Source organism: Chryseobacterium endophyticum, assembly GCF_056333165.1.
In genome coordinates, this window is the sequence record NZ_JBWGXE010000001.1 from 93,946 (window position 1) to 117,589 (window position 23,644).

Sequence of the window (23,644 nt, forward strand, 5' to 3'; positions counted from 1 at the left end):
GGACATTATGAAAAAAACTATTATCGCTTTATCATTTCTGGGCACGGTCATTACCTATGCCCAGGAAAAGACCAATAACCAGGTTAAAGAAAAAGAAATTGAAGGAGTCACCATCACCAAAACTAAAAAAGCCGTTGAGCAGAAAGCCGACCGTACCATTTTCGACTTTTCGGAGCAGCCGCAGCTGAATAACGGAAATGTTTTAGAAGGCATTAAAAAGCTACCGGGACTCGTCTCTACCGACATTGCCGGGATGATGTACCAGGGAAAGGTATTGGATGTGTACCTCAACGGAAGACCTTTAAATATCACCTCCAATGAGCTGAATTCCTTCCTGGAAGGGATGCCTGCCAATTCCGTAGACCGGATCGAAGTGATCACCCAGCCGGGTGCCGAGTTCCCCGCGACTTCCGGGGGAGCCATCATGAACATCATTACCAACAAAAATGCCAATAAATATTTAACGGCCACCTATTCCGGGAACTACTCGTTTACGAACTATGATAAATTCAGGAGCAGAACCAGCAATTCCGTAAACCTGAATGCCAGAAATAAGATCTTCGGATGGCAGTTGAACGTCGGCCAGAACTACCGCGAAAGTATGCTGACCGGTAAACAGGACGATCTCTTAACCAGCAATACCGACCGGTTTGGAAGGGGGTATTTTGCCAAATCAGGATTAACTTTTGACCTGGGGCAGGATCGATTGCTTTTAAACTATGATATCTACCACAACAATAATGACAATTATACCGGAAGTGACGGACATGGATTTTTACCTTATCAAAACGATCCCAAAGACCTCCGGGAAGCGCGGTATTCTTCCTCTGACGCGGCACATACCGACAACTTAAGACAGGAAGCGGTCGTAACCTATCAGAAACGTTTTACCGACAAATCTCAGAAGCTCGATTTCCAGTTCGGCTACACAAGATCCGACAGTAAATTTGCCCAGGATAATTTCTTTCAGGACGGAACTTTTGTTCAGAATCAGGAATACTTCTATAATCCGGGACGCAACAGCATCCTGGATAACAAATCTGATATGAATATTGCGAATTTTAAAGTGGATTATTCGCAGCCCATCAAACTCCTTGACGGTGGAAAAGTGAGCTTAGGAGGCTTATATGAAAGACAGGATTACGAGACCGAAAGCAAAGGCATTACCAATCTCGATTACACCCGGCAGACGACCTCTACCTACCTGGAACTCCAAGCAAAGCTGAAAAAGTTCGATTTCATCTTGGGGACCCGCGCCGAAAACTACGACATTTCAGGAATTACACGGTTTTACGATAAAAACAATGTGCTTACCGAGGCCGACCTTATTCCTTTTAATAAGTTTAAATTATTTCCGAATGCCAGTGTTCAGTACAACCTCATGAACCAGGTGTATGTCGCCGCCAATTACAACAAAAAGATCAGCTTACCGAGCATCTCCGCCCTGAACCCCAACAACGTGACCTTCCAGGGTCCCAATACCCAGGTGACCGGGAACCCCAATCTTCAGCCGACCATCTTCGACAATTATGAACTGAAGATCTCAGCCTTCGACTATGCCTTCATCGGCTACAGCGTGAGCTCGGCAAAAAACCAGGTGGCCCAGATCATCCGTAAAGACGGCCTGAATTTATATAATGAGCAGATCAATATCTCGGATATGAAGATCCATAATTTCAATCTTGGATTGCCCGTTCCTTTTATGATCTTCAGCAAGCCGCTGAGCGAGATTATGAAGTTTAATTTCAATCCCGATAAGATCAACTTCATGTACCTCTACGCCGGGTACCAGAAACATGATATCGACAACCTGAACAACAAAGGCTTCTGGATCTTCAACATCATGACCCAGATCATTCTCCCGAAAGATATTAAGCTGACGGCCAACTACAGTTACCTCACCCCAAAAGCAGGGTACTTCTACTTCACGGCCGAGAAACCGTTCAACAATTCGTTCGACCTTACCGTGACCAAGAAATTCATGGACAACCGTCTTACCGTGTCCCTATTTGCCAATGATATCTTCAACGGACAGGTGATGCAGGTGCGCTCCAACCCGCCGACAGGCCAGGCCGTCTACATCAGAAGCAAGTACGACACCCGAAACTTCGGACTCTCCGTCAATTACAAGATCCCGACGAAAAACAAGCTGGCCAAGGAAGATGCCAACATCCTCAACCAGACCAAAAAAGAAGAAAGCGGCGGCGTAATGCAGCAGGCCCAATAACAATAGATTCCCAACGGCTCCCATGAGGAGCCGTTGTTTTTTGGCGGTGGCTGAGCGGAGCCGAAGCCACAGCATTCAACAGAAACCACCATTCCCTCGTAACAGTAACCCCAAAGTACACCGTAAGAACAGTGTACGAAAAATTCCCCTCCGATGGAGGGGTGCCAAAAATTCTTTGAATTTTTGGTGGGGTGGTTTTACACTTTTCCACTTCCGGAAAAAAACTTAAATTAGTTTAAACTTAAACACAAATGCCAGAAAAACATATACTCACCCATATACAGGGCATCATTATTTACCGCAATTTCGTCGGAAACTTACCTTACAACCCTCATCTCAAACCTTTAATAAAGGAAAAAAGAAAATTAGGTATTTTGTCAGAAGTCCTGTTCTGGAAACAGGTCCGAAACAAAAAATTTCACCATATTGATTTTGACAGACAAAGAATTATCGGCAGTTATATTGTTGATTTTTATGTAAAATCATTAGGTCTGGTTGTTGAAATTGATGGTATCAGTCACGATTTTAAGCAGGACTATGATTTGCAAAGGACAATGTTTCTGGAGGGTCTGGGCCTGAAAGTTTTTAGAATTACCGATTTTGATATTAAGCAAAATCTTTCAGTGGCAATGAATGATCTTGAGAACTTTATTATTGAACATTACAGTTCTTAATCATTGATTTTTTTTAAAAATAGAGGGTGATATGCAAGAATATTTTATGCAGATCGGGTAATACCACCCCGTCGTAAATTCCGTTGGAATTTCCGCCACCCCTCCGGTGGAGGGGAATTGGAAGTGGTCGGTTTTATATAACGAAGACCTTTTTACAAACGGTAGCTGAGTGGAGCCGAAGCCACGCCCCCACAAAAAAACTCCGGCCGGGAAAGATTTCCCGAGCCGGAGCCAAACACAATTGATGAAAATACCCATCCCTCACGATGGAATGCTTTTGCGCTGATATATACCTTAATACTTATGATATAACTTCATTGCAGGATAGTCTGTTTTTACCACAAGGACATTGCATGCTCCCTTGTAACCCTCTTGCAAGCCTCCTTGCAATACCCTTACAAGCCTCCTTGCAAACCGCTTGCATGCACCGATGCAAGCCGCTTATTATTCAACAGCCAATTGCCTGTTGAGGGTGGCGATGCGCGGTTCCTTCAGGGTAATGCTGCCTGCATATTGGGTGACAATCTCTATGGTATACGTCCCCGCTTCCAGTGCCGGGATCACTACGATAAGCTCCGAAGGATTGTTGGTCACGATATCACTGGCCTCCACTTTAGTTCTTTCCTGTGAAGAAGCGTTGACAAAGAACACCCCTACCGAAGGATCTTCGCCTGCTACTTTGATCTTGCTGCCGGCGATCTTCAGGTTTCTGCCAGGAGTAAGCAGGTCGTTGACCGAACCACTCTTGACATCGGTAACCTGTAAGATCACTGCCGAAGATTCGGCGACGCCTAAGATATTCACTTCAATGTTAGGGATCTCAGCGCGGAGCTTTTCGCCCTGGTTGAACTGGAAAATGATGCTGTGCTTGTCTTTGTTAAACGTCTCCGAAGGGCTGTCGAACACCCCGCGGATGGTTGTGCTTGCCGTAAAGTAGCCCGTATTTACGGAAAAGCCGTCACACAGCTGGTAGGCCATTTCTTTCAGGAACAGCTCGGTGGCATGCTCCATTGAGGAAGCAGAAATGTCTGCCCCACCACGGGACACGGCTGCCTGGCAGATCTGCTGAACATTGAGGCTGCGCTCGCTCGCCGTGCGCGCCGTGAAATCATTAGGATTGTCTTTCGTTAAAACGTTATCGTACAGATAAGCTTTGATTCTGTGAAGAATTGTTGCCATACTAATTTATTTTAAAAAGGTGTTTGTTTTAAAAACCTTCAAGGTTTCGGAAACCTTGAAGGTTTAGTTTAAAAGGTAAAGCCGGATATCGGTTTGCTGGTTTAATTACGCTCTAACCCTGATCTTGCTAAACCGGCACGAGCAAGACGCTCGCGCCAGCAGGGGATAATGAGGTATGTTTACTTCTGATATTCCACATATATATATCCCAATGCGCCAAATCCTAAACTATCTCCATCAGCAATGTGAACATTAACCCTGTAATACGTACGGTCTGTATAGGAAAAGAAAGAAAATTGCGCATGTCCATCAGAACCACAGTTAAGAGGATATGATGTAAGATCTGCAAAAGTTGTTGAAAGCGTTGCAGGCGTTACATTTACAAACCCTGATCCGGATTGATTGTCAATAAAAGCGCCATGAAAAATACCTGAATTATTTGCGCCAGAAGCAGATCTAGCTTGCATGTAACTATTACTACCACTACAAGTTCCGGCAAATCTGAATTCCAGGCTTCCAATAGAAACCAACGAATTAGTCGCTACATTACTGTCAATACTGAACGATTTAAACTTTGTTTGTACCGGCGCGGCACTTTGTACTACTACATTTCCACTGGCATCTACTCCTAAAGTTGAAGCATTGCTGGTAGAAGGAGAAGTATTATTTAAGTTGGTAAATTTCAGTCCGGAGGTATTGCTTGTCCCTGAGTTTACTTCTAACTTAGCAGAAGGAGCACTTGTTCCTATTCCGACTTGTCCGTTATCTTTTACCACGAATTCTGTTCCTACGGATCTTGTTGTTGTACCATCTGCATTTGTACCTAATTTTACAAGGCTATTGGTCGTATCATTTATCCAAGCATCATTGGTCGTATCTCCCGCTGAAACACCGGTAGCCATTTTCAACCAATTGGTTCCATCAAAATAGTAATAGCCTACAGCGGTCACATTGGCCGTTTGTCCTGTAGGCGTTCCAGAGACTGAATTCACATAAACAATGGCACCGGTTTGATTCGTACCATACGCGTACCCCTGGAGTGCCGTCAAAGAAAGCCTTGGGGCAATAATCCCTTCGGGACTGGTACCGGCAGTGATCGCTTTAACATCTAAAGTAGCATTCGGACTTTCCGCTCCTGCTCCTATCCCAACGCTACCGGAAGATTTTATCGCCAGACGTGAAGCAAAATCCGTAGCATTTCTGGTATAAAATGATAGCCCTGCATAGTTATTGGTGGCATCTCTGTCAATTCCCTGTATAGTTGCGCCGGAACTACCTGTTGGATCTGTCCCCGGAACAAAATCAACGGAAGCAAAGAGACTATTATTGGCCTGATTATTATTAAGGACAATATTTCTTGCCGTTCCTTGACCACATCCTGCTCCACAATTAACACTGGAAAAAGCTACTACCGGACTAGCAGAGCCCGCCGGTGATTGTACCTGAAGATATGTTTTTGGAGCAGCGGTTCCTATTCCCACTCTATTATTAACAGCATCTACATTTAAGGTACTCCCATCCACCGTAAAATGGCTGGTTCCCGCAGTTGCTGTAGAGGTAAAAGCTAAAGTATTAGCCGCTTGGGTCACGGTAGTATTCCCGGATAATGAACCGTCCCCTTTGTAAATCCCACCTGCTCCTGAAGCTAAATCTGCATTGGCTACGGTACCGTCTGCAATCTGGGTAGTAGTGACCTTTCCGCTTCCGATGGAAGTGACCCCGGTATTGGAAATGGTAACGTCTCCTGAAGGTGTTACCGAGGTAGCAACATTGGAGGCATTACCCACCAGAATGTTTCCGCTATTCAGCGTTGTACTTATCCCATTGGCAGTGGGAGCCCACGCAGTTCCGTTCCATCCCAATACCTGTCCTGAGCTGGCAGACATCTGGTTAAGTTTTGCTGCTGTTACCGCACCGTCTGCTATTTTAGCAGAGGTTACGGCACTGCCGGCAATGCTCGGTGATGCTGCGGTTCCGGATAAATCTCCTGCCAACTGTACAATCCCTTTAGCCGTTGTCGTCGCATCGGTTACTGAGGCACCAGTAGTCATTTTCAACCAATTGGTTCCATCAAAATAGTAATAGCCTACTGCGGTCACATTGGCCGTCTGTCCTGTAGGCGTTCCGGAAACGGAATTCACATAAACAATGGCACCGGTTTGGTTTCCGTCATACGTGTACCCCTGTAGTGCCGTCAGGGAAAGCCTTGGGGCGATAATCCCTTCGGGGCTGGTACCTGAGCTGATTGCTTTAACGTCCAGCGTGGCTTGTGGGCTTTCTGCACTTGTCCCGATCCCCACTCTACCAGAAGATTTTATGATCATCCGTGAAGCATAGTTGGTAGCATTTCTTGTATAAAATACCAACCCAGCATAGTTATTGGTGGCATCTCTGTCGATCCCCTGTATAGAAGCGCCGGATGATGCCGTTGGATCTAGGCTGGGAACAAAATCAATCGATGCAAACAAACCGTTAGTCCCATTTAAATTATTGAGAACAATATTTCTTGCGGTAGGCTGTCCACAGGATCCTCCACAATTATTAATGGAAAAAATTCCTGCGTCAATCAGGCCTCCTGCTGTAGGTGTATTAGCATGAAAATACGATTTTGGGGCTTCTGTTCCGATTCCGACATAGCCTCTCGCATTGATAGACATGATGGACCTTATCACGGAAACGGCATCGTCAGAAACGGAACGTACATTGAGTAATCCATCTCCTGAAGCATCTTTTATCAAATTGAACTTGAAAACCCGGGTTCCGGTATTGTTATTCTGCCCTTCAAAGTATAGTCCCGGGCCTCCACCTGAGGCATTTGACTGTCCGGTCAAAATAATTCCGGGTGACAGCGTTGAATTTGTAATAGCAGTAGTCGCATTACTATAACTGATGTTTAGGGGCCCTTTTGGTGAAGCTGTTCCTATCCCTACGCTGCCGTTATCGGTCACGACGAAATCGGTTCCCGTTGCTCTTGCCGTACCATCTGATTTTGTTCCGATTTTTACCATCGAATTGCCGGTGTCATTAACAAAGGCATCATTGGTGGTATCTCCTGAAGAGCTTCCTAAGATCTTCTGCCACACACTGCCGTCGAAATAATAATACCCCGGAGCCGTAATATTGGCTGTGGCTCCTGCGGGGGCTGTATCTGCGGCAGAGGCAAAAAGAATAAGCCCCTTCTGCGCCGACCCATAAACCGGCGTCGAACCTGTACTTGCCGCACGGATCTGATCTCCGGTCAGCTGCGGAACGATAAGCCCCTCAGGCTTGCTTCCGGTGGTTTTGGCGGTAATGTCTAAGGTTGCTTTCGGGGACGTATTATTAATCCCTACCTGTGCGAATGCGGTCATACTGAAAAGCACTCCCGCCGTTGTAAATAATTGTTTCATTACTCTCGTATTTAAGATTATTGTTTTGTTTTAAATCACGGGCCCCCGGCTCTGGAACACGAAGGCCGCTAAGTTTTTTTATTTGTCGTGATGCTCGCTGCGGCTGGAACACGGAGGACACGAAGTCTTTTTCTCCATGCTTACTGCTTCAAGCTTCGCAAAGCCGCTTCGCTTAGAAGAGCTAGCGGAGGCTTAAACACGAATAACACTATGGCTTTCACTAATTTCACGAATGTTGGTTGCCTTGCTTTCTGCCTAGCCTGCTAAAATAGTAGCGTTATTTGTGTAAGACCATTTGTGCTATTTGTGTTTAGATCACGCTGCTGGTCGAACACGGAGGGCACAAAGGTTTCTTCTACATGCTTGCTGCTTTTAAGTTTCACAAAGCCGCTTCGCTTAGAAGAGCTTGCGGAGGCTTAAACACGAATAACACTAATGGCTTTCACTAATTTCACGAATGTTGGTTGCCTTGCTTTGCCTATTGGTGCTATCGGTGTTTAGATCACGTACTGGTCGAACACGGAGGACACAAAGGTTTCTTCTACATGCTTGCTGCTTCAAGTTTCGCAAAGCCGCTTCGCTTAGAAGAGCTTACGCAGTAAACTATTGAAGATGGACGACCACTCATCGTACCGAAAACCGGGAATTCCCATCCACCGGAGGGGTGGCGAAAATTCAACGAATTTTTGACGGGGTGGTTGTATTTATGCATCAATCATTTAATTTATCACAAAGCTGGTCTGCTTATAAGAGCTCGCGGAGTTTAGACTATGAGCTTCCGGATTCACTATGCCAAATATATTGGTGCCATTAGTGCAAAATCATTCGTGCCATTCGTGTTTAAACCCTAGGGGCGGAGGCCGGCTGAAGTGGCTCATGGTCATCTTCAGGAGGGTAAAGGGTTCTTCATAGAAATATTGTAGTTTTTGTTTTGAAAGAGAGACTATTAAAAAAGCCATGAAAACCGGGCCTGCTATTTTAAGCTGCTTCTTCGGCTGGAAAGTGTTTCCCAATACCGCCGTTGAAAGCGTATTCCCCGAACGTCCTATATACTGCGGACTTTGAGGCGATGCGCAGGCCATCACCGCATTGATCTTATGAACCGTATTGTTACAGGCCGTTGGCAAGTTGGTTTTGACCGAAACTTTACGTCTCTTTTTATATTCCTGTTTATTGGGAGCCCTTTGTTTTAAAGGGATTTGAGCCTCCGTATAAATCCCATCCTGGGAAACATTAAACACAAAAGATCCGTCAGATACGAAGATCACGGAATCCGGATCATGAAAAGGGGTTTCCGACCTGAAGGAAAGGGAGATGAAAAACATCACAAAGCACAACCTCCGTACGCAAAAAAGTGCGAATTGAGGGGGCTTAGCGAATATGTTTACAGATTTCTCCATCCTTTCTGTGTTTAAGAAGCCGTAATGCCAGACTTCTCGTTATGCGACAAATGTAAACAAATAAACTTTATTTGCCAATAATAATAAGCTGTTTTATAATATGTTAAATAGAAAACAACATCCCATTTACTTTAAAGAACGGCTCTTCGGGCAGGACAACGCGTTATTGTTCTTATCTACCTATTTAAGACACGATAATGTTAATGTGGCTTCGACTCCGATCAGCCACCTATCTGTAATCTCCTGAACCACCCCACCGAAAATTCACAGAATTTTCGGTACCCCAGGGGAGGGGAATGTTTACGGCAGGTCTTCTTACGGTGGATTTTTGGGTTGCTGGTACCATGGAAATGGTAGTCTTGTTGACTGGTGGCTGAGGCGACTCGAAGCCACCACTCCCGGAATTCTCCTAACCGATCCCGGCGATGTTATTCTGGTAGGTTGCAGAACCTGTCCAGAAGATCGTATTATCAGACGCAATATAATCTCCTTCTCTTATGCTACCACTTATAACTTCATTAACCGTAGTGTTTCCATCATTATTATTTGATAACGATATACCGTATTTGATAGCCATATAAGAGTTAACACGTATTCTGTCGGTCGCACCTAAAGGACTATTATAAGCAACTACTTCGCTTAATCCTGAGTTTCCTGTACTAGCCTGTCCGGAATACGCAAATAAATGGTTAGCATCACCGGTAGAATAATAGTTTCCTCCTCCGGTAGTATATGATGATATTTGCTTACCCTGTAAGTACATCTTCATATTTACTCCACTTTTCCATCCCTCTATCAAATTGGAAGCACCATATACTCCAGCGTTCGAAGAGAATGCCGTATTGATACGATATCCATAAGGAGCATCAAAATATTCATTATCATTACTATAAACAAAAAGTGAAGCATTATTAGTACTACTACTGTTACTGTTATTAGCCTTTTCACCCCAAGCGGCACAAACCTTACCTGACACCGGCTGACCTATAGCAAAAATGTTCATATTATCATAATTACTGCCATTAGGATATACCGGATTAGTATATGACATCCATCCACCGTCAGTAGTTAACTGTGGATTAAAGTTAGTGGTAAAATCACCGTTTTTATAGCTTATTGTACCTCCTCCTATTGAAGCATTTCTACCATTCGATGAGGCATCGGCCCATGCTGTACCCGATGCAGAATAATCTGCTTTCCACCAGGCTCCTAAGCTACTTAAAACACCACCTGGTGCTGTTACAAGAGCCGCAAAGCTGAAATACTGTCCAGAAGAGAAGTCAATATTAGCATTGACCGCTGTTACATAATAATCTACTCCACCAATGGTTTCTTTGGTCATTAAAAACGTAGAATCCGAAGCATCAAAGGTCGTGTCACCACTGACCAAAAGTGTAGGTTTCGTGATACTTCCCGGAAGGTCGCTCACTTTTAAGGCTACTCTCACCTTCCCTACGGTTCCGGTTTCCTGTATTTTCCAGATCCTTCCCATTCTGTTGTTCAATCCGCCAAAGGCAAAGGAGGTCGCAAAATTGGCGCTGCCAGTATCAGAGCCCCATACCATAAAGGTTTTATCGGCTGCGAAGTCATTGCTGTTATTGGCATTGGTATCGGCAACAAAGACGGTAGTACCACTTACTAGTAAAGAAGGTTTTGTTACTGACCCCAGCCATAGGCTTACGGGTACCGCGATCTTCACCGCTGCTATTGTTTTCGTTTTCTGCACTTTCCAGGTACGGGCCATCCTGTAGTTTAGCCCGCCATAGGAAAAAGCCGTAGAAAAGTTGGTGCTGCCCGTATCGGAGCCCCATACCATAAAGGTACCGTCTTCATTGAAGCTGTTGCTGTTGCCGGCATTGGTAGCGGCAATGTTTCCATTTCCAATGACCGGCTGAAAGCCGCCATTCACCGACTGCGACTGCTTCTGGATCAATCCGGAGTCATAATCCCAGCCAATCCCGGCGATGTTGTTGTTGTAACCGGAATTCGTTCCCGAGTTCCATATAACGGTACCATCGCCCGCTACATAATTCTGCGGATCGAGTGTAACCCCATATTTCATCGCCAGATAGCTTTCTACCTTGTTGATCTGAGCCGGTGATAACGCCGAGCTGAATACAATAGTCTCTGCTATGGTAGAAGAAGCCGGAATATTAGTACCTGATTGAAAGGCACCGATCTGCAGGCCTCCTGCCGTATACCCTGTCGAGCTGGTAAATGCGGTCCCCGATTTACCGTTGGTCTTGATGTATGTTCCGTTGGACGTCCCATTACTCCATACCCCCGTCCCAATGACGGGAACATTATTGCTTACCGGTACCGGATTGCTCAAATTTCCATTATGGTACAAATATAAGCTCCCGCCACTCAAGTAAAAGGCCGAATTTCCGGGATCTGCGGCGGAGATTATATTTCCTGTGGTGCCCGTCGTGTTAAATACCGCAAACTTTGTATAATTGGTATTGTTTGCCGAAGGAACAGAGACATAGTTCTCGAAATAATTGCTTCCGTTGAACTGAATCACCGGATTGAAGTTGGTTCCTGCCGCACCGGAATTTTGATATACAGGTGCCGTTGCCCCCCTTCTCATAAAATTCATCCCGTTGCCGCTCTGGTCCTGCCAAAGATGCACCGAGGAATCCCCTGCCGAAAACGGATTCACATTTTTAATCAGATCCACCCGCATGCAGGGATGGCTATTATAATCCGTTTCCGTAACCCGTACGTACCGGGCTGTAATGGCCGACGGAAATATATTGGTCGCTTCCGTATTCTGGTCTATATTCCCAGGAAATGTTATTCCTAAGGGAGTATAGGTAACATTATCGTTCGAATAGCTTACGGTATATTTTTTCACCCATTGCGCATAAGATCCCTGTCTTCCTTTAGTTACCACACCATATACGGTCTGAACTGATCCCAGGTCAAGGGTAAGGTATTGCCCGGTTACCGCCGAGCTGGCTGCCCACGCACTGGATGAAGACAACGTAGAATACGCCGGTGTCAGTGAAGCATCATTATAAGTGCTGCTCGCCGTCCGGTTGGCTGCAGGTACGTTGAAGTACGTCACGCTGCTGCTATTTATACCGGCATCTGCCTTCAGCCACAGTGACGCTCCCGGAACCCCACCGGGCCCGGTCTGCGCCCTGAGCAAGTTGCCACAATATCCTGTCAAAATGCAGAATATTGTCATTAAATAAATTTTGTTTTTCATTATAAGATTTTAAAAGTATTGTGTTATATTCTTGAGAATACATTACTATTTATACAATACTCTTAAAAGGGGGCGGCCGCGAGAAATGGATGATGAGTATTCCTGAAACAGGGCCGCACGCAGTACCATAAGAAACCCGCTCTTCTTCCCTGATACGGATGTATTTTTCAAAGCTCTGCCTTGTATGCAGTGCCGTATATTTCACAGATGGATTTCCGGTAACAAGCATCACCCCTGCATTATTATCAAAAAGTCCCAATCTATACCTGCTCTCTGACAGTGGTAAAGAGATTGCCTTAAAAGCAGTGGTATCTACTTGTTTCCGTACATGATCTGTTTTCTCAGACCTCTTAACTGACACATCGTTCTTTTTGCTGTTCTTTTTATGGACAGGCAGAAGTAAGCCGGTCGTTCCCCGGGCTGCCGTGATAGAATCTTCTGCCGTGTGCCCGCTTTCTCCAAGCCCATAGAGCTTCACACCATCCTGAATATAGATCAATGTTTCTTTTTCTATGTAAATATTGCTGCCGGAAAATGACTGCCCGTGTGTATGAAAAAAGGCGATAATGAGAACATAGAAAAGCTTCCCCGATACAGGGAGTGCGTTCTGTTTCCAGATTTTTCTCATTCGTTGTGCTGTTTTTTTCATCATGTGTAAAGTCAGTTAAGACTTATTTTGTGTCCGCAAATTTACACAAATTATAATAACTTTCACAAAAAATTAACTTTTTATGCCCTAAAACACTAAAAAATATTCATTTATTCATCATATAATTCAATATTCTTCAATCATAAGTGAGAAAATCACAGGTGCAGAATGGTACTGGCCATGTTGTTTTACAAGCTAAAATTATTCACCTTTCTGTTGAGCATTATCCATCATCGATCTTCATTTAAAAATCGACCGTCTGAAACTGCCACCGCAGCATATCCACCAAAGTCAGCCTGTTGAGCTGCAAGGGCAGGTCTGCAGCCATCTTGAGCACCTGAGCAGCCATCATATTCCCGATCATCCCGGGTAATGGGCCTAAAACACCGAGACTGTCGCAATCAGGAAGATGGTCTTCCGATGGCGGTTCCGGAAAGATGTCTCTTAAATTCCTGCTTCCCCCGTAATTGAAAACCGCCAGTTGCCCCTCAAACCCCAAAATGCTGCCGTACACCAAAGGCTTATTCAGTTTCACACAAACATCATTAACCAAATACCTCGTCTTAAAATTATCAGACCCGTCCACCACAATGTCAAATCCTGAAATTATATCCTCGATATTCGATTCATCTATTTTCTGTTCGATCCCGATGAAATTCACCTGATGGTTGATATGGCTCACAAAACGTTCCGCACTTTTTACCTTGGAAATACCCACAGCATCTTCACGGTGAATGATCTGCCGGTTCAGGTTGTGCCATTCGACCTCATCAAAATCCGCAACCCCCAATTCCCCAACTCCCGCCGCCGCGAGATACTGGATGACCGGGCTTCCCAAACCTCCCGCCCCAATGACCAGAACTTTGGCGCTCATTATTTTTTTCTGCCCCTCAAGGCCGATTTCGTCGATGAATATCTGCCGGCTGTAGCGGGCGTAAATGTCTTCTTTTTTCATTTTTTTAACGCAATAAAGCGCAAGGTTTATTTATATGATGATGTATATTTTCGGGAGCAAGGGTACTTCGAAAGCCTTACTATAAACTTTAGAATTCAGCAAATGAGCAAACTGCTTTTGAACACGAAGAGCACAAAGGTTTTTTGACATGATTGAGCATATTTAAGTTTCACAAAGCCGTTTCATTTGGAAGAGCACGCGGAGTAGACGGCGAGAGGATTTTTTTAACGCAAGGATCGCAAGGGTTTATTTTAAAAGGCTGCGCATATTTTCCGGGCGCAAAGGCGTTTCACTCAGCAAATGAGCAGACCGTTTTTGAACACCAAGGGCACAAAGGTTTTTTGACATGATTGAGTATATTTAAGTTTCACAAAGACGTTTCACTTGGAAGAGACCACAGAGGGCACTGTTGTAAGAATCGACCACCATCGTAATACCGACCGCACGAAATTCCACTCCTGTGGAGGGGTGGCGAAAATTCAACGAATTTTTGACGGGGTGGTTTTCGATATTCATCAAGTTTTTGAACACCGAGGGCGCAAAGGTTTTTTGACATGATTAAGTATATTTAAGTTTCACAAAGCCGTTTCACTTGGTAGAGACCACGGAGGGCATTGTTGTAAGAATCGACCACCATCGTAATACCGACCGCACGAAATTCCACTCCTGTGAAGGAGTGGCGAAAATTCAACGAATTTTTGACGGGGTGGTTTTCGATATTCATCAAGCTTTTGAACACGAAGAGCGCGAAGGTTTTTTGACATGATTGAGTATATTTAAGTTTCGCAAAGCCGTTTCACTTGGAAGAGCTCCCAGAGCTAAGTATTAAAAATGGTTTGAATAAGTGAATGTAATTTGTAGTTACAGGCATTTAGCTATAGGAGATTTCCATTATACGCAGCATCCCAATCTTTCATGACAGGATCATATCCGGCTTTTTTAATGATGTTTCTGATTTCATCCATGCTTCTCTCATCGCTGGTTTCAAACTGTTCCAGAGATTCTCTATCGACGGCGTATCCTCCGGGATTGGTTTTGGAGCCGGCACTCATAGCTGTTGCCCCCAGGGAAATGATGTTGTTCCTGAACTTCTCATTTTCCCGGGTCGAAATGGAAATCTCAAGGTCTTCGTTCCAGATCCTGTAAGCACAGATGAGTTGTAATAAATCCTGATCTGACATCATAAAGTTCGGTTCTATGATGCCTTCCGCCGGACGCAGCCTGGGAAAGGATATCGAAAACCTGCTTTTCCAGTATTGCTTTTGAAGGTAATCGATATGAAGCGCATTGAAAAAGCTGTCCACCCGCCAGTCTTCCAAACCAAGCAATACCCCCAGCCCCATTTTATGAATCCCCGCTTTTCCAATCCTGTCGGGTGTTTCAAGACGGAAAGTGAAATTGGATTTCTTCCCTTTCGGATGGTATTCTTTATACACTTCCTGATGATAGGTTTCCTGATATACCAGAACCGCATTCACCCCGGCTTCATGCAGCTGCCGGTATTCTTCCTCAGATAAAGGCTGTACTTCAATGGAAATATTCGTAAAATGGGGTTTCAATAAACGGACGGCATTCAGAAAATAGTCTATTCCGACAGTTTTGTTCGCCTCTCCACTGACCAGCAAAACATGATTCACTCCCATAGATTTTAAAACGGAAGCTTCGGTCATCAATTCAGTATCAGTCAGTGTTTTTCTTTTAATGGAGTTGTCTAAACTAAATCCGCAATAGGTACAGATATTCTGGCATTCATTGCTGAGATACAACGGCGCATACAGCTGAATGGTTTTTCCGAACCGTTTCTGAGTGAGATGTTGTGCCCTATTTGCCATGGCTTCTAATTTTCCGGCAGCAACGGGTGACAGAAAATTCAGGAAATCCTCTATGGTTCTGTTCGTTTTCTGCAGACTTCTTTCGACATCGGACAACGTCACTTTTCCGAGCCTTTCTTTTATTTCATCCCATTGGTAGTGTACAAAAAGGTCTGTAAAAGTCTTCATACCATTTAATTTAATCCTATTTAGGTGTAAATGTTATACGTTTTTATTAATTAGGGATAGGACTGCATCCTATCCTGTTTTAGGTCGCCCCTTCAGGGCTCTACTGCGACTTACTCGGTTAGTCAAACAAAAAAGAGGTCAGCGGGCTTGAAGCTTCTGCATGTTGCGCGATGGATCCCAGTCCAGCTTCAAATGCTCTTCGTCCGGCAATTACCCCTTCTTTAAAAGCCTGCGCCATTCGTACAGGATCGTGAGCAACGGCGATGGCGGTATTCACCAAAACGGCATCCGCTCCCATTTCCATTGCTTTTGCCGCATCGGAAGGCGCACCAATTCCGGCATCGACCACCACAGGAACATTGCTCTGGCTGATGATGATCTCTAAAAAATCAAGTGTCCTGAGTCCTTTATTCGTCCCGATCGGCGCTCCTAAAGGCATGACCACAGCTGTTCCCGCATCTTCGAGACGCTTGCACAACACAGGATCGGCATGAATATAAGGCATCACCACAAATCCCAGTTTCGCCAGCTCTTCCGTGGCATAAAGGGTTTCAATGGGATCGGGCAGCAAATATTTCGGATCGGGATGTATTTCCAGTTTTACCCAGTTGGTTTCCAGGGCTTCCCTCGCCAACTGTGCGGCCAATACAGCCTCTTTTGCGGTTCTCGCTCCCGAAGTGTTGGGCAGAAGGTGCGCTTTTGTCGGTTTTAAAGCACTTAAAATATCATCTTCTGAAGAGTGTACATCAATGCGTTTCAGTGCCATCGTTACAAGTTCGCTCCCGGAAGCGATGATGGAATCGGTCATCTGTGACAGATCTCCAAATTTTCCCGTGCCCAGGAATAGTCTTGATTCGAAAATACGGTCTGCTATTGTTAATTTCTGATTATCCATAATTTAATATAATGCTGTTTTAAAATCGTTGATTAGGGAAGGTTTGAGGGTAATCTGCCCGGAAACCGAAACCCCGTAAATACCAATCTGCTGAAGTAATTCTATATCGTTAAGTACCACACCGCCAATGGCAAATATTTTAGGGATCTCCAATGATCTTTCTTTTAATTCCTGAATGATGTCCTGATATCCCCTGAATCCCAAAACAGGACTCAGCTTTTCTTTGGTCGGTGTAAATCGCAGCGGTCCGAGGCCGATATAATCACAAGATTCTACCATTCTCTGTAGCACATCCTGAAAGGTATTGGCCGTACCGCCAATGATCTTATCTTTTCCCAGGATCAACCTTGCTTCTTCCACCGGCATATCCTGCAACCCGACATGAACCCCATCCGCCTCAATATCCCTGGCGATCTGAACATTATCGTTGATGATGCATACCGCCTGATATGTTGAGCAAAGTGTTTTTGCTTTTTCGCAAAGCCTGGTGAATTCATCTTCAGGCCCGTTTTTCCAGCGGACCTGTATCCATTGTATACCGTTATCAAGGGCTTTTCTGATGTTCAGCTCCTGATCTTCCATGGTAAGTCCCTGAGAGATGTATTGTAATTTTTCCATTTCTTTTATTTTAACGCGAAGGGCGCAAGGTTAGTTTTTAAAAGTTTTCTGCATATTTTTCGCTCGCAACGGCATTTCATTCAGCAAATGATAGAAATCTTTAAATAATATATTTCAAGAATGAAATCCCAGTAAAGTCGGATTGCTTGTTAAAAACTTTTCAATGTATAATTTTCCTTTTCGGCAGGCTGTTTCTAAGTTTTCTCCTTTTGCTAAATGACCCGCAATGGCTGAAGAAAGCACACAGCCTGAACCGTGTTTTGGATAAAAAGCTGAGGTTTTGTCTACAGGATCAATTAAAATTTCTTTATCTTTTTCCATTAAAATATCTGTTCCTAACCGGTCTTCCCGGTGACCTCCCTTAATTAAAACTGAACATGAACCATCCCCAACCTGAAAAACATGATTTTCTTTTAAAATTTTATATTCAATATAATTTGGTGTAATTAAATCAATTTGCCGGATCACATTTTTCAGTTGTGAAATGGTATTCAGGTCAAAAAAGGAAAATTCTGAAGTGCTTTTTAAAACCGGGTCCCAAACAATTTTTGCCTCCGGATGATTCGCTTTAATGGTCGTGATTATTTCACTTAAAAAATCGGCATCTCTTACCACGCCGATTTTTATGGCCCGGACAGGATAATTTCTCATTAAAACATTTATCCCTGACAGAATCTGTTCCGGCGGTTGCCATTCCAGGCTGAAAAACCGGGATTCGGTCTGTAGCGTCATGGCCGTACAGATGCCTAATCCCTGAACCTTCAATTGTTCAAAGGTTTTGATATCCGCCAGCAGGCCTGCTCCGCCACTGGGATCATAGCCTGCAATGCTCATTACGAAAGGACGTTCTGTCTGCATTTCCTGAAAATATTTAACGGATCATTGTCTTCCCAAATGGCTCCTAATAGAGCTGCTCCATCGGCTTCACTAGCGAAAACTTTATGAATATTGTTTTCATTAATTCCTCCCAGTGCAATCAGCTTTACTTTCGGATTGTTTCTGTTTTTAATATCATTTAAAACCGTTGATTCTTCTCCATATCCTTTTTTAGAAATACTTGGAAAAACCGGGCTGATAAAAGCATATTCCCATTCATCATCCAATTCATTAAAGGTTCCGATATCATGAACGGATGTCGAAATGACCTTACCCGCAAAAGCTTTGTGTACATTATTCCTTCTGTCTGCTTCCCTGAAATGAAATCTTGAAATCCCGAAATCCCCAGTCAGATCATAATGCCCATGCAAAACCAACTGAGCATGAAATCCCGGCTCTATCTTTTGAATAAAACTTTTCATCTCTTCCCGATGCATCAATGGCTTTCTGATATGCAGCAGATCTAAACCTTCACGGAACAGTTCATTAATCCATTCCGTTTCATTCCGAACCCATTCTTCAGGCGTGATGATGACGATCATATATAAATCTGCTTTCCTTTTTCAATGAATTCCTGAGATTTGTCGAACATTCCTTTTTCTGCGGATTCACGGATTTCCTGTGTGATTTTCATGGAGCAGAATTTCGGTCCGCACATCGAACAGAAATGAGCGATCTTCGCCCCGTCGGCAGGAAGCGTTTCATCGTGGTAAGATCTTGCCGTATCCGGATCCAGTGAAAGATTGAACTGATCTTCCCACCGGAATTCGAATCTTGCTTTGCTTAAAGCATTGTCCCTGTACTGTGCTCCCGGATGGCCTTTCGCGAGATCAGCAGCATGCGCAGCCAGCTTATAGGTAATCACGCCTACTTTTACATCTTCTTTATTCGGAAGTCCCAAATGTTCTTTTGGCGTCACGTAGCACAACATCGCGCACCCGAACCAGCCGATCATGGCCGCTCCGATCCCGGAAGTGATGTGGTCATAGCCCGGTGCGATATCTGTCGTTAAGGGTCCTAAAGTATAAAACGGCGCTTCATGGCATTCTTCCAATTGCTTGTCCATATTTTCTTTAATCATGTGCATCGGAACGTGCCCTGGCCCTTCGATCATGACCTGAACATTATGCTTCCAGGCAATTTTGGTTAATTCTCCCAATGTTTCAAGCTCTGCAAACTGGGCTTCATCGTTAGCATCGGCAATCGAACCCGGACGAAGACCGTCTCCCAGGGAAAAAGCCACATCGTATTTTTTCATGATCTCGCAGATTTCCTCAAAATGCGTGTACAAAAAGTTTTCTTTGTGGTGGAAAAGACACCATTTCGCCATGATAGAACCGCCCCTGGAAACAATTCCCGTCACTCTTTTTGCGGTAAGATGGATATATCGCAACAAAACACCGGCATGAATAGTGAAATAAGAAACACCCTGCTCCGCCTGTTCAATCAAAGTATCTTTAAAGATTTCCCAGGTTAAATCTTCTGCAACCCCCTTTACCTTTTCCAGGGCCTGGTAGATCGGAACCGTACCAATTGGCACCGGGCTGTTCCTGATGATCCATTCCCTCGTTTCGTGGATATTTTTCCCGGTGGAAAGATCCATGATGGTATCTGCTCCCCAACGACAGGCCCAGACGGCTTTTTCCACTTCTTCTTCAATGCTCGAGGAAACGGCACTGTTTCCGATGTTGGCATTAATTTTAACTAAAAAATTCCGCCCTATAATCATCGGCTCGCTTTCCGGATGGTTGATGTTATTGGGAATAATTGCCCTTCCTGCCGCGATTTCGTCTCTTACGAATTCGGGAGTAATTTTACTTTTCGGGGTTCTCGCGCCGAAGCTGTTCCCTTCATGCTGAAAAGCCATTTCTTTGGAAACAGAAGCCTGCTGCTCGATCCGCTGGTTTTCCCTGATGGCAATGTATTCCATTTCGGGCGTGATGATTCCCTGCTTAGCATAGTACAGCTGGGTAACTTCCTTTCCTTCTTTTGCAATTTTGGGTTTGTGATTGTAAGAGAAACGCAGTTCATCCAGCCTGGAATCGGCAAGGCGTGCTTTTCCGTATTCTGATGTGATTCCGTCGAGAATGTCTACATCGTTCCTGTCTAAAATCCATTGTTCCCTCATCCTGGGAAGTCCTTTTTCAATATTGATTTCGGAATTTTCGTCGGTGTAAGGTCCCGAGGTATCGTAAACGGTAACCGGCGGGTTATGCTCTAAAGAGCCGTTGGATAATTTTGTCGGACTGAGTGTTATTTCGCGCATTGCGACCTGAATTGGATGAATTTCCCCTTCAACATAGATTTTTTTTGAGTTCGGAAACGGCGAACGTGTGATGTTATGAGCCATACAATATTTGTTTTTTATGTGGAATTAACCGCCCTGAGTGGCCGTGATAATTAAGATTGAATCTTTGTCGTTGAGGAAGGTCTCCGCCCAGAATGCCTGCGGAACAATGCGGTTGTTAAGTGCGACGGCTATGCCTTTCCTTTTATGGGGAATTTCCATAGCCAATAATGCTTCCAGTGTTTCCGGAAGTGCGTCGAATGTTCTTAATGTGTGGTTGATTGTGAGCTCCATTCCTAAATTTTTTACATAAACTTTAGGAATGCCTATGATGGTACAATAGAATGTACCGCAAAGTCATTTCACTTTTCCCTACGCTAGTATGATCTAGAAATCAGGTTCAAAGGGTAAAATCTCAGCCTGTTTTGTCAACAGACACCCCTAAAGTTGAAACGAAGGTAGAGATTTTTTTGGAACGGACAAAATTCTAAGCCAGGGAATAAAAAAACAATCCCGCCCTGGGATGTTTATTTACGTTTAAAATATATTTAATAATAAAGCTTTAATTTTCCGTCCGGAGTGTATGTATTGGTCCATGTCATTTCATTAAAGGATGTTTCCTGTCCAACAAAATTAAACTCCTGGGTTTTTATTTTTTGAAAATTGTTTTTTGATAAAGATAAATAAAAGTAATCTTCGAAAATCCTAAGACTTTGAAATGGATTGGATACGGTATCGAAGTTACTGAACTCTACTTTCTTCATAACATACGCGTCAACATTATCATGCCTCTCAGTAGTTGTTGCTGTCAACAAATTACCTGAAACATCATATGTGAACTTGTCAACATAAGTTAAGATGTAATCACCAGGATCATCAGGAAAGTAAGGCATATTGGGTAGCTCAGTTAAAATTTCAACAAGTTTTCCTGTTGCATCATATTTGTAGCTGAGATGTTTTTCCCATTCTATAGAAGACGGAGCATATATAATGGATTTTATGAGTCTTTTTTGACTATCAAATTCAAAATATTTCTTATTTACCTGAGGATTAAAAGTTGAATTTGAGCTGTAGGTATTCATTTCCGCCGAATTTCCACTATACGTAACTGTGGTATATATCCAGTTTGAGAAAAAATTTGGAATTCCTGCCGCACTGCTCATCTGTACTATTCCCCCTATTTTTTTGGTTACCTGTCCTTGTGAGTTGTATACAAAATAACAGTTTGGGTCATTTTCTTCCGATGTCTGTAATAATATTGGAAATTGTGATGATATCTTATCAGGATTTACCACTATAGTTTCTGAAACTTCATCAAGCACCTCATTTTCAGAGGTAGAACATGAAGTTATGATTAATAAAAAAGCTAAAAAATAAAAGTTTAATTTCATTCGTAGTTCTAATTTTCACAAGCCTTCCAGATCGCATCATTCTGCGGAACCGTTGCTATAATTTCGATATTTTCTTTGGTCACCGGATGAATAAATTCCAGCTTTCTGGCGTGGAGATTAATTCCGCCGTCCGGATTGGAGCGGGGTGAGCCATACTTCAGATCCCCTTTAATCGGAACTCCGGCTTTCGAAAGCTGCGCCCTGATCTGGTGATGTCTTCCTGTTTCAAGATCGATTTCCAACAACAGATAGTTGTCTAGCGTTTTAATGACATGATAGGTAAGAATGGCTTCTTTGGCACCCTCGGTCACTTTTGGGAAAACAATAGCCTTGTTATTTTTCTCGTTTTTCTTTAAATAATGAACGAGCCTTTGGGTTTCAGGAATCATTTCTTTTGCCACTACGGCCCAGTAGGTTTTTGTGATCTCCCGGTTTTTAACCATCTGCGTCAAACGGGTCAGCGCTTTGGATGTTTTGGCATAAATCACCAGACCTGAAGTCGGCCTGTCGATACGGTGAACGAGGCCCAGAAATACATTTCCGGGTTTATTGTCCCGTTTTTTGATGAAATTTTTAATGGAATCCAGTAAAGATTCGTCGCCGGTTTTATCACCCTGAACGAGCTGTCCGACTTTCTTATTGATCACCAATAGATGGTTGTCTTCATACACGATCTGCTCTTCCATGATCTACTGACGGTACGTGGGCCTGTTTACAAATGAAAGAATAATTCCTCCTAAAAGCCCTATCGTTTTAAGAGATTCCAGTTTGGAACCGATCGGGATCAGAAGTCCGCCAAGCACGCATATTACCGCTGCGGCATACATTGCGTAGGAAAAATTTTTATTGGACAGTAACGGTGCCTGTAAAAAAAAGCTTGCGCCGATGAGAATGTAGAAAATTCTTCTTGACAGTAAAGTATTGATTTCAGGAGAAAACAGATTAAACCATCCTGCCACGAGGCAAACCAATGCCGCGATCGATAAAATTCCCTGAATAGATTGTTGATTCCCCATATTAGTAGCTTTCATTTTCGTTGGGAAAATCCTGGCTTTTTACATCTTTTACGTATTGTGCCACGGCTTCGGTGATTTCCGTATAGAGATCAAGGTATCTTCTTAAAAATTTAGGACTGAAACCTTTGTTCATTCCTACCATATCGTGATACACCAGAACCTGCCCGTCGCAATGCGCCCCTGCCCCGATTCCGATCGTCGGGATGGAAATGGCTTCCGTTACTTTTTTGGCAAGATCTGCCGGAATTTTCTCTAAAACCACGGCAAAACAGCCCAGTTCTTCCAAAAGTTGCGCATCCGCGATCAGCTTTTCTGCTTCGGCTTCTTCTTTTGCCCGTACTTTATAGGTCCCGAATTTATAAATCGACTGCGGTGTCAATCCCAAATGTCCCATCACAGGAATTCCGGCATTGATGATCTTTTTAATAGATTTTGAAATTTCTTTGCCACCCTCAATTTTCACGGCATGAGCCCCACCTTCCTTCATCATTCTTACCGCAGATTCCAGAGCTTTTTCAGGATTACTCTGGTACGTTCCGAAAGGGAGATCGGCTACGACCAAAGCTCTGTCGGTTCCTCTGACCACACTTTGAGAATGGTAAATCATCTGATCTAAAGTAATCGGCAATGTGGTTTCAAAACCCGCCATTACGTTTGCTGCAGAATCACCGATGAGAACCGCATCAATTCCTCCTGCATCCACCATTTTCGCAGTGGTAAAATCGTATGCCGTAAGCATGGTTATTTTTTCCTTGTCAAATTTCATTTTGCGCAAGGTTTCAGTGGTAACTTTTTTAATTTCAGAATGAACAGACATAATGTATCTATTTTTGTAAAGTTAAAAAGTCGGCGCTGGGCCGACTTGAAGTTTGTA

General features: G+C 43.8%; 19 protein-coding genes and 1 riboswitch. Of the genes, 2 read left to right on the plus strand and 17 right to left on the minus strand.

The genetic code is table 11. From position 1 onward, the window contains the following. Positions 1-7: 7 nt before the first annotated feature. Both AC0N32_RS00440 and AC0N32_RS00445 read left to right on the plus strand, forming a co-directional pair. Complete coding sequence (locus tag AC0N32_RS00440) at positions 8-2,227, plus strand: TonB-dependent receptor domain-containing protein (protein ID WP_476391914.1); 2,220 nt, start codon at positions 8-10, stop codon at positions 2,225-2,227. Positions 2,228-2,478: 251 nt separating this feature from the next. Then, positions 2,479-2,901: an endonuclease domain-containing protein gene (locus tag AC0N32_RS00445; RefSeq protein ID WP_476391915.1), complete on the plus strand. Its 423-nt coding sequence runs from the start codon at positions 2,479-2,481 to the stop codon at positions 2,899-2,901. A gap of 444 nt (positions 2,902-3,345) precedes the next feature. Here AC0N32_RS00445 and AC0N32_RS00450 read toward each other — a convergent pair whose 3' ends face one another. The 17 genes from AC0N32_RS00450 to panB all read right to left on the minus strand — a co-directional run bounded on the left by AC0N32_RS00450 (position 3,346) and on the right by panB (position 23,587). Next, positions 3,346-4,080: a DNA-binding domain-containing protein gene (locus AC0N32_RS00450; RefSeq protein WP_476391916.1), complete on the minus strand. Its 735-nt coding sequence runs from the start codon at positions 4,078-4,080 to the stop codon at positions 3,346-3,348. 179 nt (positions 4,081-4,259) lie between these two features. Beyond that, positions 4,260-7,469 (minus strand): beta strand repeat-containing protein, encoded by a 3,210-nt coding sequence (locus AC0N32_RS00455; RefSeq protein WP_476391917.1) that lies wholly within the window; start codon positions 7,467-7,469, stop codon positions 4,260-4,262. Positions 7,470-8,290: 821 nt separating this feature from the next. Further along, positions 8,291-8,869, minus strand: coding sequence for a hypothetical protein (locus AC0N32_RS00460; protein WP_476391918.1), 579 nt, complete (start codon positions 8,867-8,869; stop codon positions 8,291-8,293). A 409-nt stretch (positions 8,870-9,278) separates the two neighbouring features. Continuing rightward, on the minus strand, positions 9,279-12,083 hold the full coding sequence (locus tag AC0N32_RS00465; protein WP_476391919.1) for a DUF8202 domain-containing protein: 2,805 nt from the start codon (positions 12,081-12,083) through the stop codon (positions 9,279-9,281). Positions 12,084-12,132: 49 nt separating this feature from the next. Next, complete coding sequence (locus tag AC0N32_RS00470; protein WP_476391920.1) at positions 12,133-12,711, minus strand: hypothetical protein; 579 nt, start codon at positions 12,709-12,711, stop codon at positions 12,133-12,135. A gap of 265 nt (positions 12,712-12,976) precedes the next feature. Further along, positions 12,977-13,687, minus strand: coding sequence for a HesA/MoeB/ThiF family protein (locus AC0N32_RS00475; RefSeq protein ID WP_476391921.1), 711 nt, complete (start codon positions 13,685-13,687; stop codon positions 12,977-12,979). A gap of 875 nt (positions 13,688-14,562) precedes the next feature. Next, positions 14,563-15,687: a 2-iminoacetate synthase ThiH gene (thiH, locus tag AC0N32_RS00480; protein WP_476391922.1), complete on the minus strand. Its 1,125-nt coding sequence runs from the start codon at positions 15,685-15,687 to the stop codon at positions 14,563-14,565. A 118-nt stretch (positions 15,688-15,805) separates the two neighbouring features. Beyond that, complete coding sequence (locus AC0N32_RS00485; protein WP_476391923.1) at positions 15,806-16,582, minus strand: thiazole synthase; 777 nt, start codon at positions 16,580-16,582, stop codon at positions 15,806-15,808. A gap of 3 nt (positions 16,583-16,585) precedes the next feature. Then, positions 16,586-17,200 (minus strand): thiamine phosphate synthase, encoded by a 615-nt coding sequence (gene thiE, locus AC0N32_RS00490; RefSeq protein ID WP_476391924.1) that lies wholly within the window; start codon positions 17,198-17,200, stop codon positions 16,586-16,588. A gap of 114 nt (positions 17,201-17,314) precedes the next feature. Then, on the minus strand, positions 17,315-18,058 hold the full coding sequence (locus AC0N32_RS00495) for a hydroxymethylpyrimidine/phosphomethylpyrimidine kinase (protein ID WP_476391925.1): 744 nt from the start codon (positions 18,056-18,058) through the stop codon (positions 17,315-17,317). Continuing rightward, positions 18,034-18,618 carry a thiamine phosphate synthase gene (locus tag AC0N32_RS00500; protein WP_476391926.1) on the minus strand — a complete coding sequence of 195 codons (585 nt, stop codon included), beginning with the start codon at positions 18,616-18,618 and terminating at the stop codon, positions 18,034-18,036. The genes AC0N32_RS00495 and AC0N32_RS00500 overlap by 25 nt, the downstream gene beginning before the upstream one ends. After that, positions 18,615-20,426, minus strand: coding sequence for a phosphomethylpyrimidine synthase ThiC (thiC, locus tag AC0N32_RS00505; protein WP_476391927.1), 1,812 nt, complete (start codon positions 20,424-20,426; stop codon positions 18,615-18,617). Before thiC ends, AC0N32_RS00500 begins: the two co-directional genes overlap by 4 nt. A gap of 24 nt (positions 20,427-20,450) precedes the next feature. Beyond that, positions 20,451-20,657: a sulfur carrier protein ThiS gene (gene thiS / locus AC0N32_RS00510; RefSeq protein WP_476391928.1), complete on the minus strand. Its 207-nt coding sequence runs from the start codon at positions 20,655-20,657 to the stop codon at positions 20,451-20,453. 58 nt (positions 20,658-20,715) lie between these two features. Continuing rightward, positions 20,716-20,816, minus strand: a riboswitch (TPP riboswitch). A 95-nt stretch (positions 20,817-20,911) separates the two neighbouring features. Next, positions 20,912-21,754 carry a hypothetical protein gene (locus tag AC0N32_RS00515; RefSeq protein ID WP_476391929.1) on the minus strand — a complete coding sequence of 281 codons (843 nt, stop codon included), beginning with the start codon at positions 21,752-21,754 and terminating at the stop codon, positions 20,912-20,914. Between the two features lie 8 nt (positions 21,755-21,762). Continuing rightward, positions 21,763-22,443, minus strand: a complete 681-nt coding sequence (locus AC0N32_RS00520) for an RluA family pseudouridine synthase (RefSeq protein WP_476392656.1) — start codon at positions 22,441-22,443, stop codon at positions 21,763-21,765. Beyond that, entirely contained in the window at positions 22,444-22,770 is a 327-nt protein-coding gene (locus AC0N32_RS00525; protein WP_476391930.1) for a hypothetical protein, read from the minus strand. It lies immediately after the preceding gene. 1 nt (position 22,771) lies between these two features. Then, positions 22,772-23,587 carry a 3-methyl-2-oxobutanoate hydroxymethyltransferase gene (gene panB / locus AC0N32_RS00530; RefSeq protein ID WP_476391931.1) on the minus strand — a complete coding sequence of 272 codons (816 nt, stop codon included), beginning with the start codon at positions 23,585-23,587 and terminating at the stop codon, positions 22,772-22,774. Positions 23,588-23,644 lie beyond the last annotated feature (57 nt).

Bases quoted from the DNA above. Each gene is read 5' to 3' on its own strand.
- AC0N32_RS00470 (WP_476391920.1), bottom strand. From the start codon at position 12,711: ATGAGAAAAATCTGGAAACAGAACGCACTCCCTGTATCGGGGAAGCTT.
- AC0N32_RS00440 (WP_476391914.1), top strand. From the start codon at position 8: ATGAAAAAAACTATTATCGCTTTATCATTTCTGGGCACGGTCATTACC.
- AC0N32_RS00485 (WP_476391923.1), bottom strand. From the start codon at position 16,582: ATGGATAATCAGAAATTAACAATAGCAGACCGTATTTTCGAATCAAGA.
- thiC (WP_476391927.1), bottom strand. From the start codon at position 20,426: ATGGCTCATAACATCACACGTTCGCCGTTTCCGAACTCAAAAAAAATC.
- AC0N32_RS00445 (WP_476391915.1), top strand. From the start codon at position 2,479: ATGCCAGAAAAACATATACTCACCCATATACAGGGCATCATTATTTAC.
- AC0N32_RS00460 (WP_476391918.1), bottom strand. From the start codon at position 8,869: ATGGAGAAATCTGTAAACATATTCGCTAAGCCCCCTCAATTCGCACTT.
- AC0N32_RS00455 (WP_476391917.1), bottom strand. From the start codon at position 7,469: ATGAAACAATTATTTACAACGGCGGGAGTGCTTTTCAGTATGACCGCA.
- AC0N32_RS00475 (WP_476391921.1), bottom strand. From the start codon at position 13,687: ATGAAAAAAGAAGACATTTACGCCCGCTACAGCCGGCAGATATTCATC.
- thiE (WP_476391924.1), bottom strand. From the start codon at position 17,200: ATGGAAAAATTACAATACATCTCTCAGGGACTTACCATGGAAGATCAG.
- AC0N32_RS00450 (WP_476391916.1), bottom strand. From the start codon at position 4,080: ATGGCAACAATTCTTCACAGAATCAAAGCTTATCTGTACGATAACGTT.
- panB (WP_476391931.1), bottom strand. From the start codon at position 23,587: ATGTCTGTTCATTCTGAAATTAAAAAAGTTACCACTGAAACCTTGCGC.
- AC0N32_RS00495 (WP_476391925.1), bottom strand. From the start codon at position 18,058: ATGCAGACAGAACGTCCTTTCGTAATGAGCATTGCAGGCTATGATCCC.
- thiS (WP_476391928.1), bottom strand. From the start codon at position 20,657: ATGGAGCTCACAATCAACCACACATTAAGAACATTCGACGCACTTCCG.
- AC0N32_RS00465 (WP_476391919.1), bottom strand. From the start codon at position 12,083: ATGAAAAACAAAATTTATTTAATGACAATATTCTGCATTTTGACAGGA.
- AC0N32_RS00515 (WP_476391929.1), bottom strand. From the start codon at position 21,754: ATGAAATTAAACTTTTATTTTTTAGCTTTTTTATTAATCATAACTTCA.
- AC0N32_RS00500 (WP_476391926.1), bottom strand. From the start codon at position 18,618: ATGATCGTCATCATCACGCCTGAAGAATGGGTTCGGAATGAAACGGAA.
- AC0N32_RS00525 (WP_476391930.1), bottom strand. From the start codon at position 22,770: ATGGGGAATCAACAATCTATTCAGGGAATTTTATCGATCGCGGCATTG.
- thiH (WP_476391922.1), bottom strand. From the start codon at position 15,687: ATGAAGACTTTTACAGACCTTTTTGTACACTACCAATGGGATGAAATA.